Origin of the sequence: Treponema vincentii F0403 (assembly GCF_000412995.1) — a bacterium.
Taxonomy (GTDB): domain Bacteria; phylum Spirochaetota; class Spirochaetia; order Treponematales; family Treponemataceae; genus Treponema; species Treponema vincentii.
Genome location: NZ_KE332512.1, coordinates 1868997 through 1882170, shown reverse-complemented (window position 1 = coordinate 1882170; position 13174 = coordinate 1868997). Strand labels below are relative to the sequence as shown.

Annotated in this window: 9 protein-coding genes; all 9 read left to right on the top strand. The window is 44.5% G+C overall.

The window, feature by feature from the left end; genetic code table 11:
- Positions 1-24 precede the first annotated feature (24 nt).
- The 9 genes from HMPREF1222_RS08525 (at position 25) to HMPREF1222_RS08475 (ending at position 13147) form a co-directional block, all read left to right on the top strand.
- A complete protein-coding gene (locus HMPREF1222_RS08525) occupies positions 25-1806 on the top strand; it encodes a DEAD/DEAH box helicase (protein WP_016519055.1) in 1782 nt (593 codons plus the stop codon).
- 15 nt (positions 1807-1821) lie between these two features.
- Complete coding sequence (pepT, locus tag HMPREF1222_RS08520) at positions 1822-3030, top strand: peptidase T (protein ID WP_016519054.1); 1209 nt, start codon at positions 1822-1824, stop codon at positions 3028-3030.
- Between the two features lie 224 nt (positions 3031-3254).
- Complete coding sequence (locus HMPREF1222_RS08515; protein WP_016519053.1) at positions 3255-4484, top strand: ABC transporter substrate-binding protein; 1230 nt, start codon at positions 3255-3257, stop codon at positions 4482-4484.
- A gap of 16 nt (positions 4485-4500) precedes the next feature.
- Positions 4501-5409 (top strand): carbohydrate ABC transporter permease, encoded by a 909-nt coding sequence (locus tag HMPREF1222_RS08510; protein WP_016519052.1) that lies wholly within the window; start codon positions 4501-4503, stop codon positions 5407-5409.
- 171 nt (positions 5410-5580) lie between these two features.
- A complete protein-coding gene (locus tag HMPREF1222_RS08500; protein ID WP_016519051.1) occupies positions 5581-6402 on the top strand; it encodes a carbohydrate ABC transporter permease in 822 nt (273 codons plus the stop codon).
- Entirely contained in the window at positions 6399-8102 is a 1704-nt protein-coding gene (locus HMPREF1222_RS08495; RefSeq protein ID WP_016519050.1) for an amylo-alpha-1,6-glucosidase, read from the top strand. Before HMPREF1222_RS08500 ends, HMPREF1222_RS08495 begins: the two co-directional genes overlap by 4 nt.
- 251 nt (positions 8103-8353) lie before the next feature.
- Positions 8354-11455, top strand: a complete 3102-nt coding sequence (locus HMPREF1222_RS08485; protein WP_016519049.1) for a glycoside hydrolase family 2 TIM barrel-domain containing protein — start codon at positions 8354-8356, stop codon at positions 11453-11455.
- Positions 11448-12323: a carbohydrate ABC transporter permease gene (locus HMPREF1222_RS08480; protein WP_016519048.1), complete on the top strand. Its 876-nt coding sequence runs from the start codon at positions 11448-11450 to the stop codon at positions 12321-12323. The genes HMPREF1222_RS08485 and HMPREF1222_RS08480 overlap by 8 nt, the downstream gene beginning before the upstream one ends.
- Complete coding sequence (locus HMPREF1222_RS08475) at positions 12320-13147, top strand: carbohydrate ABC transporter permease (RefSeq protein ID WP_016519047.1); 828 nt, start codon at positions 12320-12322, stop codon at positions 13145-13147. The genes HMPREF1222_RS08480 and HMPREF1222_RS08475 overlap by 4 nt, the downstream gene beginning before the upstream one ends.
- The last annotated feature ends 27 nt before the right edge of the window (positions 13148-13174 follow it).

Genomic DNA, 13174 nt, shown 5'->3' with positions numbered 1-13174 from the left:
TCTGTGTGTTATACTTATCCGCAAATGAATTTTTCTAATTTTAATCTTGATTCTCATCTTTTACAGGGGCTTGAAGAGGCCGGTTATATTGAATGCACACCGGTTCAAGAGCAGGTGTTTTCCGCAGGGATGGACGGTTCCGATCTCTATGTACAATCGCAAACAGGCACGGGGAAAACGGCTGCGTATTTGGTAACGCTGATGCAGCGGATGCTTGCCCAAGGAACCGAAAGCCGCCGCCCCGCTTTAATCCTTGTTCCGACACGGGAGCTTGCCGTACAGGTTGAAGAAGAAGCGCATAAATTGGGTAAATACACGGGGCTCCGTGCCGCGAGCTTTTACGGCGGCGTCGGGTATCAGCAGCAGGAAGAAGCGCTTAAAAACGGAGTAGACCTTATTATCGGTACGCCCGGCCGGGTCATCGACCTTGAAAAATCAAAGACGATGAAGCTGAAACATGTCGGCTTTTTAGTGATCGATGAAGCGGACAGAATGTTCGACATGGGGTTTTATCCCGATCTGCGCAGCCTCCTTTCGGTACTATCCAAGGCGGAAGAACGGCAGACGATGCTGTTCAGCGCAACCTTAAACACGTGGGTAAAAAACCTTGCATGGGAATACACCATCGATGCAAAAGAAATCACAATCGATGCGGATAATGTAACGGTGGACGAAATCAATCAAAAACTGTTCCACGTCGCGGCGGATCAAAAGATGTCCCTGCTGCTCGGCATCCTGCGTAACGAAAAACCGGAGAATACCATCATCTTCTGCAACACCAAAAAGACGACGGAGATTGTTGCAAAGCGGCTGCGCATTAACGGCTATGCAACGGAGTTCCTCATCGGCGATTTACCGCAACCGAAGCGGCTGCACATTATCGATTCGTTTAAGGCGGGAAAGCTCACCTGTTTGGTTGCAACCGATGTCGCGGCGCGGGGAATCGATATCAACGACCTTGCAATGGTTATCAACTACGACCTTCCGAATGAGGCCGAGAACTACGTCCACCGAATAGGCAGAACGGCGCGGGCGGGGAAAACCGGCGCTGCATACAGCCTTTGTTCGGAACAGGACGTATATAACCTGCCCGATATAGAAAAATATATAGAGGCCAAAATACCGGTTGTTATCCCCGGCGAAGAGGATTTTGAAAAAGACCGCAGCGCCGACCAATATATCCGGCTTGACCGCGACTCCGCTGACGAAGAACGGGGCGGACGGTTCGGACGCAAGCCGCGCCCCGGAGAAAAATCCCGGCGGGAAGATAAAGACGCACGGCGCGGCACTAAAACGGCACGCCCCGCCTCCCGCACTGCCGATTCAAAGCGTAAAAAGAAAGGTACGCCGGCAGAAGATAAAAACGGCCGAAAGTCAGCCGATTCCCTCGGCGGCTTGAGTTTTGAAGAGCGGATGGCCTACTATAAAAACCAGTACGGGAAAAAGCTTGCCGAACACGAGAGCGCCGCTTTTGCGGATGCTGCCGAAAATATGGAAAGCGCTAAAACAGCCTGCACTGCGCAAACCTCCGAAAAGAAAGCAAAAACGGGGGCGGCATCTACCCGCGCTAAAAACCGGCAGGGGCAGCCCGAGAAAAAACGGCGCAAGGGCGATAAATATGTTCCCGCACAAGCAGGCGATACGAGGCAGGGGGCAAGACCTAAGAAACGGGCAAGCCAAGACCGCTCATCCGAACAGCAGGTACGCTCTGCAAGAGCACCGCAGCAATCTGCAACGCAGACTCAGCCGGCAAAGCAAAAAACAGGCATACTCGGTATGCTGAAAAAACTGTTTACCGGAAAGTAAGGAGTGATGAGAGATATGGATGCAGTAAAACGCTTTTTTAAATACATTGCAGTCGATACCAAATCGAATGAAGATAATCCCGAATGCCCCAGCACCAAGGGACAGCTTGAGCTTGGAAAGATGTTAGTGCAGGAATTGCACGAGCTGGGCGTAGCCGATGCCGAACAGGATGCGCACGGATATGTCTACGGAACAATCCCTGCCAACACCGATAAAAAAGCGCCGGTTATCGGATTTATTGCACACATGGATACCGCGCCCGACTTGGACGGAAAATGTGTCAATCCGAAAATTGTGCACTACACAGGCGGCGATATTAAACTGAACGAGACCTATTCGCTGACGGTAAAGGAATTTCCGTTCCTCAACAAACTTATCGGCGAAGACATTATCACCACTGACGGCACCACGCTTTTGGGTGCGGATGATAAATCGGGCATCACCATCATCATGGGCATGGTTGAATACCTCCGCGACAACCCGCAGGTGCAGCATGGTACGATTAAAATCGGCTTTACCCCCGATGAGGAAATCGGCAGAGGTGCAGACCTCTTCGATGTAATAAAATTCGGTGCGGATTTTGCGTATACCATCGACGGCGGAGAAATCGGCGAGTTGGAGTACGAAAACTTTAACGCTGCAAGCGCTAAAATCGAAATTCAAGGGAAGAACGTCCATCCTGGCACGGCAAAAAATATCATGATCAATTCGCTGCGAGTTGCCGGCGAGCTGGACGCTATGCTGCCGGTAGAACAAAAGCCCGAATATACGGAAGGGTATGAAGGCTTCTTCCTCCTTACTCACCTTAACGGCGCAGTGGATCACACCTCCATGTCGTACATTATCCGCGACCATTCTACCGAAAAATTTGAGCAAAAGAAGACGCTGCTGCGGAATGCCGTTGCTTTTTTGAACACAAAATATGGCGCCATCATCACGCTTTCCATTACAGACAGCTACTATAATATGCGCGGACAAATTGAACCGCATATCGAAATTATCGACCTTGCGAAGAAGTCTATGGAAGAGATCGGCATCACGCCGATTATCCATCCCATCCGCGGCGGGACGGACGGCGCACGGCTTTCGTTTATGGGACTCCCTTGTCCGAACATCTTTGCCGGCGGCTTTAACTTCCACGGCCGTTTTGAGTGCATCCCCGTAAGCTCTATCTATAAAGGGATCGATTTACTCATCCGTATTATCGAAAATTCGATAGGATAGTTTTACATATTTATTCGCTGCGTAAGGTGTGCACACCCAAACCCCGATGATCGGATATAATCCCGCATCGGGGTTTTTATTTATGTAGAAATAAAAACTTGACAAATTTACTTGGTAAATTTACAATATATTTACTAAGTAAATTGACGTGTGTGCATAATGCGCACGGCTAAAAACTTTTTTGGAAACCAATGTTTCCTGCAAAAACTTTTATGGAGAAAGGTATGAAAAAACTATTCATTGTAATGGCGTGCATTATTGCCTGTGCCGTATGCGTTACAGGCTGTTCAAAACAGGACTCTAAAACCTCCGGTAAAACGGAAATCAGATTTGCTTCGTGGGACAGCGCCGAAACTTTGGAAGCTCAGCAAAAACTGGTTGACCGCTTCAATGAAACTCATAGCGATATCAAAGTTTCATTGGAAGCCTACGGAGACGATTATGATACGAAGATCAGCGCCGGTATGGGCTCGGGCGACGCACCGGATGTTATGTATATGTGGAACTACCCAGCCTATTATGAAGGCTTGGAAAATTTGGAACCGTATATCGAAAAAGAAGGTAAGGCCTATAAAGAAAATTTCTATGAAGCCCTGTGGCCGTACAATCAAATGAAAGGAACAATATACGGTATGCCGGTCGGTTTTACCACACACTGTCTGTATTTTAATAAAGATATTTTCGATAAAGCGGGGCTGGCATATCCTTCTTCCGATTGGACATGGGATGATTTGCAAAAAAATGCTCAGCTTATTACCGAAAAAGTTCCGGGCGTAAAAGGATTCTCATTCCAGTTAAAGGCAGATCCGTACGATTTTGAAATGTATCTGTGGAGCAACGGAACAAGCTATATGGATAACAACGGAAATACCGACGGATACTTGAATTCTGCCAAGAGTATAGCCGTATTCGATATGTTCCAAAATATGGAAAAACAAGGATGGGCTATTGCAACCGAAAAAGGCGGTTCGGACGAAATGAGCGGCGGTAAAACCGCTATGTATGTTTACGGGGGTTGGGCGATTGCACGTTTTAATCGAGAAAACTTGAATTACGGTATTGTCGAAATTCCCGCCTTTGCAGGAGCAGGCAAAGATTCTGTCAGCATCCTCAGCAGTTCGGGAGTATCGATTGCCAAAAGTTCAAAACATAAGGACGCTGCGTGGGAGTTCATAAAATACTGGACGGGAACTGAATTAAATAAAGAACGTATCGGGTATGAACTGCCGGTTTTAAAGTCGGTTGTTGCCGAAGCAAACATCATGACCGATGAAAAGACCGCTCCTTTTTATACGATGCTCGAACATAGCGCGGGTTATACTCCTTCCGCCTTTATAAGTCCTACATGGTCTGATTTATCGGATGAGTTATCGCTGGCGTTTGAAAGGATTTTTAATCCGACTACATTGGAAAACAGTGGAAGTGTTTTAAACGAAATAAGCAAAAGAAAATAAATATACAGGGCGGAAAATGAACAAGAAAAATGTAATAGCTCCATATCTCTTTATATCTCCATGGGTGATTGGGTTTATCGCCTTTACAGCGGGTCCCTTGCTGATGTCGCTTATTATGAGCTTCTTTGATTGGTCTATTACAAAGCCACCTGTCTTTTCCGCCTTTAAAAATTATATTACGATGTTCACGCGGGATAAGCAGTTTTACCGTTCGCTGTTTATCACATTAAAATATGCCGTTATTTTTGTGCCCCTGAATATGTGCCTTGCGTTGTTTTTGGCACTGTTGATTTCTCAGCCGGTCGCGGGCGTTAAATTTTTTAGGACAGTCTTTTATATCCCCACCGTGATTTCGGGCGTTGCCGTTTCGATTGTGTGGGGATGGCTGTTGAATGCCGATTACGGCATCTTCAATTATCTTTTGTCTTTAATAGGTGTCTCCGGCCCTAAGTGGCTGTTAGATCCGTCGTGGGCATTGGTTGCCGTTGTGTTAGCAAGTGCCTTCGGGGTCGGTACGATGATGCTCATCTTTTATGCAAATATTAAAACTATTCCTGCGGATTTATATGAAGCTGCCGATTTGGACGGAGCGGGCGTTGCGCGTCAGTTTTTCAGTATCACTCTTCCGATTATTACACCGACCATATTATTCAATTTGATAACTTCGTTGATAACGGCATTCCAACAGTTGACACTGGTTATGCTGCTGACCGGCGGCGGTCCGTTAAATGCAACGTACTTTTACGGATTGTACGTGTACCGCAATGCATTTAAACATCACCGTTTGGGTTATGCCTCCGCGAATGCATGGGTTATGTTCATCATTATTTTGATATTGACGATGTTGGTGTTTAAGTCTTCTTCCGCATGGGTGTTTTATGAAACAGAAATGAAGAAAGGGAAACGTGGGACTGTTGAATTGTAAGGAAGGTTTATTTTCAGTCGCTAAAATAGCGCGGCTGAAAAACACTGTCAAGTTTTCTTCCGAAAACTTGCTTATTGTATGCCGTTTCTCATTTCATTCTGAAACGGCGGGAAACAAGCACCTTCAGGATTTGAAAATCCTTTCAGTTGCTTGTTTTAAAAGAAGGGAAACATGAGGCTGTCGAAAAAAAGTAAAATACTGATATACATTCTGTTGATAGCAATTGCTCTCTATTTTTTATTTCCGTTTATATATATGTTGCTAACCGTGTTTAAAACGGAAGCAGAGGCAAATGCATATCCGCCCCGCTTTTTCCCTAAAGAATGGCGTTGGGGTAATTTTGCTGCTGCATGGAAGTCCCAGCCGTTCGGTTTGTATTTTTTCAATTCGGTTCTCATAACTGTCATGACAACGATCGGACAGCTGATTGCCTGTTCTTTAACCGCATACGGTTTTGCGCGATATCGGTTTAAAGGTAAAACCGTCCTGTTTATTATTATGCTTTCAACGATGATGATTCCGTGGGATGTAACAATGATTCCGCTCTATATGGAATTTAATCTTTTCGGTTGGATCAATACGTTAAAGCCGTTGATTGTGCCCGCCTTCTTCGGTTCGGCCTATTATATTTTTTTGATGCACCAATTTTTAGCGGGCGTTCCGCGCGATTTTGAGGAAGCAGCCCGAATCGACGGCGCTCATGCGTTCCAGATTTATGCGCTGATTTTTATGCCGATATTAAAACCTCAGCTTATTTTAGTTGCCGTATTAAATATGCTGACGGTATGGAACGACTACCTCGGCCCGCTTATTTTTTTACAGAGCAGAGCAAAGTATACCCTTGCTTTGGGACTCGCATCGTTTAAAGGTGTACATGATACTCAAATTATTCCGATCTTGTGTATTACCGTCATTATGATCATTCCGCCCATTGTGTTGTTTATGATCGCACAAAAATACATTATCGAAGGCACTTCCGGAGCAATAAAATGAAGACATACGGATTTGCCTATGGGATTGATACGGTACCGTTCAGCGCATGCGGTTCGTATTTTGCCGTTTCGGAAAACGCACGGGATGGAAAAGTTTATATACGGGATCTTCACGGAGGAGACGGTGCCATTTCTAATATATACGAACTTTCGGTAGAGGGCTATTTATGGAAAGACTTGATATGCGAAAGGACTGAAACCATTCTTACGTTCCATACTCAAGATTCTGCCGCCTGTTTTGTTACGCTCTTATGCACTGCGGATGACCGACTGTTTATCAAAGTCTCCGGTGTTACGATTAGCGTAAAAGGAATTACGAACGGCGCATACGATACGCTTGTGCAGATTTCCGAACAAGAATATGAACATCAGTTATACGATAAACAATTAAAAATATGTATGTCGGTTTTGAAAGGACTTTGTACCGCCGAATCGAAATGGACGGTACGAGGAAGCGCCTGTCCTGTACTTACGGTTAATGCCGATGGGCAAGCTGCCTGCGCCGTGCTTAAAAGCACTATGGTCTCGTGCCATTCCGATACGGATACGGAAGATTGTTTTGATAAAGCGAAGCAACAGCTTATATCCGAATATGATGAATGGAAACGCCGCTTTCCCTCCCTCCTTGATGCATATAAGGAGAGCCATTCGCTTGCCCGCTATATTGTATGGAACAATACCGTACATGCGCAAGGAGCGTTAACGTGCGATGCCGTGTATATGTCTAAAAACACCATGTTTAATATTTGGAGCTGGGATAATTGTTTTACGGCGCTTGCACTGGGAGGAGCATATCCGGAGACGGCCTACGGACAGCTGAAAATCTTTTTTGACACACAGGATGTATTCGGTGCATATCCCGACTATGTTAATAATGCATTCGCATCATTTAACTGTTTAAAACCGCCTATTCATGCGTGGGCATATAATAAATTGCTGGAAGCTGATCCGCTTTTTTCCCGGCAGGAATACTTTTTACCGGCGTATAAAAGTTTTTGCCGCGTCGCTCTAAATTGGCTTGACCGCCGCCGTCCGAACGGAAGCGCTTTTCCGTTGTACTACCACGGTAACGATTCAGGCTGGGATAACGCTTCCGTTTTCCATGAAGGTGTTCCGGTGGAATCTCCCGATTTAAGCGCCTTCCTCATTCAAAAAATGGATATCTTATCCTCCTTTGCGCAAAGGCTTGGCAATGATACGGAGGCTGCACAGTGGAAGCGGCGGGCGAATGAACTCTTTGACGGCTTTATGGACAGGTTTTATGAGGATGGCGCTTTTCATGCATGGAATACCGGCACGGGCAGTAGAATTGGAACGGGGTATTCGCTGCTGATGTATTTGCCGTTGGTTATTGCCTACCGCATGGATAAACGGATTGCCGATGCATTAGTGCATGATTTGGAACAAAACTTTGAAGCCCCGTTCGGACTTACCACCGAACAAAAAGACAGTCCGCTTTATAAGGCTGGCGGCTATTGGCTCGGCCCCCTTTGGGCGCCCGTAACGTATTTGTTTATCGACGCACTGAGAGCTAACGGATACCCTGATTTTGCAAAACGTTTAGCTTACCGTTTTTTTGAGGTAACAAAAATCGGTTTAATGGCAGAAAATTACGATGCGTTTACGGGCTGCGGGTACGACGATCAAGCCTTCACATGGCCCGCCTGCGTATTTTTGCAACTCGAAAAAGAATTCGTATAAAAAAAACAGGACAACCGCAACAAGAACATTTCAGGCGGTTGTCTTCCTTTTGCGCGAAATTTTGAAAAAATTTCACGCAATTTATTTTAAAAGAAGAGCAATCGCATCAGATCTGTGGATCAAATGCCGCAGAATAATGGAGGTTGGACAACCATTTGAACCGCAGGTTCAACTCTGGTTGGACAGACTCCATTATTCTGCGGGAATATCCCCAAAAGTGCATGATGTGATTGCTCTGAAGAAGGAAGTAGATGGAACGGCAAAAGAAAAGATGGGAAGATGAAACGCTTTTACACATTGGACGCCGAGGAGCGCAGCCGCACCTTGTGCACGAAAGCACGGCCGGTACCGATGTATCATTAAACGGCGAATGGGATTTTTTATACCTACGTGCGCCGGAATATTCACCGGAAGGCTTTTTTGAAAAAAATTTCAATACGGAAAACTGGGATACGATACCGGTACCTTCGTGTTGGCAGATGCACGGTTACGGAAAGATGCACTACACGGATGTATGGTATCTTTTCCCCGTTAATCCGCCCTTTGTACCGAGTGAGAATCCCACCGGGATATACCGCCGTTTTTTTATGCTGCAGGATGTACGGCAGGAAGATAAAACGGTGCTACGATTCGAGGGTGTCGGTAGCGCGTTTGATGTATGGATAAATGGGATTCATTGCGGATATAGCAAGGTAAGCAGGCTTGCCTCCGAATTCGATATTTCACATTGCGTTATTGCAGGAAACAACCAAATAACGGTGCGCGTATATCAATGGTCGGACGGATCGTATTTGGAACGGCAGGATATGTGGGCGTTCAGCGGCATCTTCCGCAATGTAAGTGTTTATCGCGAAAGGGCATATTCAATTTCTACGTGCTTTGTTTCCGGCGATTTAAAAAACGGATACAAAGACGGCGTGCTGCAGGCTGATGTTCTTTTGAGCGCAGACGTCGAAGAGGTCGGATGCACGGTGGAATACCATTTGTCGGAAAAGGGCGGCGGACGGGAAATAGCGCACGGTTGCGCTGCCGTTCAAGATAGTACCTGTAATACAATGCAGGATGGTGTTCAAAATGGCGGTACGGTATTCTGCTCGAACAACTGCAGTTCAATGCTCAGAGTGATACGCGAAGAAATTTCCTCGGTGCATACATGGAGTGCAGAGACTCCTTTTTTATATTGTTTACGGTTGGAACTAAAAAAAGACAATCAAATATTCGACACTGCGGAACTGACCGTCGGTTTTAGAAAAATAGAAATTATCGACGGGAATTTTACGGTAAACGGAAAAGCGGTTTTGCTGAATGGTGTCAATATGCACGACTTCAGTCCTGCAGGCGGCAGCACCGTAGATAAGGCTGTTATCGAGCAGGATATCATACTGATGAAGCGGCATAACATCAATGCCGTTCGCTGCTCCCATTATCCCAAGGCCGATTACTTTTATGACCTATGCGATACCTACGGTTTATATGTTATCGACGAAGCCGATTTGGAATCGCACGGCTTTGAATGGGTGCAAGCGCCGAATTGGCTGAATGAAACGGCATCATGGGAGCAAGCCTATATCGATAGGTGCGAACGGATGGTAAAAGCTCATTACAATCATCCGTGCATCCTGATGTGGTCGCTGGGAAATGAGTCGGGCATGGGCACCAATTTTAAAAAAACCGCCGACCGTATCCGCCACCTCGACAAAACAAGACTTCTGCATTATGAGGGTGATGGCAATGCCGAGATAATGGATGTGTATTCGACGATGTACACCCGTTTAAACCGGCTTCAAGAAATTGCCGAAAGCAATGATGCACACGGTAAACCGCATCTTCTGTGCGAGTATGGCCATGCGATGGGAACGGGACCGGGCAACCTTGAAGAATATCAACAATTGTTCCGCCGATATAAAAGACTGCAGGGCGGTTTTATTTGGGAATGGTACGATCACGGGATTCAAATAACAAGAGAAGACGGGCGCATAACGTATTATTACGGCGGCGACTTCGGCGACGAACCTAATAATTCCAATTTTTGTATCGACGGTTTATTAATGCCGGACAGAACGCCGTCCACAGGCCTTTTGTGTTATAAAGAAGTTATTGCTCCGGTAGATTGCTGTCCGGCAGATCTTGCCAAAGGGTTGATTACAATCCGGAACCGCTACGATTTTACGGATTTGCATGATATTACTTTATGTTGGCAGGTTGTATCTAACGGTACGGTATATGAAAGCGGCATTATCGATACGTTAAACGCCGCAGCGGGAAAAGAAGAAACTGTTTACCTTCCCTACTCCTTGCCGGAAGCAGCGGATGAATCATATTATGTAAATATACAATTCAACTACAAGCACAGCACCTTATATGCGGATTCAGGTTTTACCGTTGCAAAGCGGCAGTTCTTATTGCCTGTTGAGCGAAAGCCCCGACAACGGCCGCACAAAGGAGAACACGGCTTACGGATAATTGAAGAAAAAACAAAACTTACCGTGTGCAACGATGCGGTAGGCAATACGGTAAAAGTAGTGTTTTGCAAGGTAACCGGTAGGCTGCTTGAATATACGTTCGACGGAATAAGCTATCTGCGTGAAGGCTTTGCACCGAATGTCCGGCGTGCGCTGATAGATAACGATATGTACAAAATCAGGGACTGGAAAGAAAAATATTTTATACATAAGCAGCAGGAACAGTTGGAATCTTTTACTTACAGTTCCGAAAAGGATTATATTGCAGTACATATCTCCACTCATTTTTCCTTTTTAAACCAAGCGTTCGGATTTAAATGCGAATACCGTTACCGTATATTTTCCGGCGGCGAAATTGAACTTGATTTAAAAGCGCGTTCATTTTCCTATACCGACTTTAGTCCCCAAATGATTCCCCGTGCAGGAATCGAATTCAGCGTACCGCTGCAATTCGACCGCGTTAAATGGTATGGATTAGGTTTTACGGAAAATTATTGCGATATGAAAGCTCATGTTCAAAAAAGCGTGTACTCCGCATCCGTCCAGGAAATGCACACCGAATATGTTAAGCCGCAAGAAAACGGACATCGTGAAGAGGTTGAATGGCTTTTACTGAGCGGCGCCGGTAAAGGTCTGGTATTCACATTTGAAAAACCGGTAGGAATCAATATTCACGATTATACGATCGATGCATTGGAAAAAGCAGGGCATATCGGCGATATAAAAAAAGCGGACAAGGTAGTGATACATATCGATGCAAAACACAGCGGACTCGGTTCCAACAGCTGCGGGGAAGAGCAACTATATAAAAATAAAACCCACATTAACGATTTTACCGTTACGATGCGTTTCCGTCCCGTTGATCCGATGAATTGGAGGCCGTATGATTAAAAAAAATATTATTACCCGTCATAATATTCCTTATATTCTCCTTGCACCGACAATTATTATATTTGCCGTATTTATGGTTTATCCCGTATTCCGTTCCTTATATTTAAGTTTTTATGAATATCGCGGCGGCAACTATGAATTCGTTCATTGGGAAAATTACATAAAATTATTTAAAGACGGTACTTTTTTTAAGTCTCTTTTTAATACTTTTGTATATCTTCTTATTCAAGTACCTATCATGGTAACAGGAGCTTTATTGATTGCAGTGCTTATCGAACAAAAATTCATTCGTGCAAAAGCCTTTTTCCGCACAGCGGTATTTTTGCCTTCGGTAACTGCATTGGTAGCGTATGCTCTCGTATTCAAAGTACTAATGAATTCCGATTACGGCTTAATTAATTATGTGTTAAAAGCCATAGGCTTGCCGCCGGTTAATTGGTTTTACGGCGAATGGAGTGCGCGATTTGCAATTATTATCGCGATAACGTGGCGGTGGCTCGGTTATAATATGATTATTTTATTGGCGGGCATCCAAGCAATTCCAGAAGAATTAACGGAAGCAGCTCAAATGAGCGGAGCATCGTTTTTTCAAATATTATTTTATATCACCATTCCCATTATTAAACCGGTTATTTTATTTTGCACAATAACTTCTACCATCGGTACGCTCCAATTATTTGATGAACCCTTTATTTTAACTGAGGGAGGACCGAATAATGCGACATTAACTGCAGGACAGTATTTATTTAATAACGGTTTTACTTATTTAAAATTCGGCTATGCTTCCGCTGTCGGTTATATCCTTGTTTTGCTTATTGCTGCATTGTCCATTTTACAATTTAAGATAACAAACAGGAGCGAGATATGAAAAATATAAAAACAGGAAAGTTCCTGTGTTTAATCATTTTAATTATCGCCGCCTTTTTAGCCTTATTCCCTTTTTATTTTATGTTTGTTGCAGGTACAAATACTAATACCGATATTCTTGCCGTACCGCCACGCCTTATACCGGGATTTGAATTAGCACATAATTTCCGTTTGCTAAACGGGAAAATAGGATTATTGCGCAGTATATGGAATACATTAGCCGTTTCCGTTATATATACTGTCATAAGTACGATTTTATTTTCTGCAGCGGGTTATGCACTTGCGTTATTCTCATTTAAAGGGCGCAATATTATTTTCGGTTTTATTTTGGCTTCCATGATGATTCCCTCATTGGTTATGTATGTACCGCTTTTCGAAATGATGATTAAAATTCATTTAACGGATACTTATGCAGGTGTCGTTTTGCCGCTTTTGGCAAATGCATTCGGTATCTTTCTGATGCGTCAAAATATGCTGCATTTTCCGGCGGTTTTACTTGAAGCGGCACGGATAGACGGTGTCGGTGAGTTGGGAATTTTTGTTAAAATCGTATTGCCGAATGTCAGACCTGCTTTAGGTGCGCTTGTTATTTATATGTTTACCGGTATGTGGAACAATTTTATGTGGCCGCTTATTATTCTCGGAAGTAAACGTTTATATACCCTACCGGTTAGCCTTGCAATGCTTGACGGGAATCCTACAAATAAAAATTATGCAGTGATACTTTTGGCGGCTGCTATTGCAACACTCCCTGTGTTGTTGATATTTTTTATTTTTCAAAAACAATTTATTGCCGGTGTCATGGGCGGCGCTGTAAAAGAATAGAAATCGTTCGGAAAACGATTCTTAAAT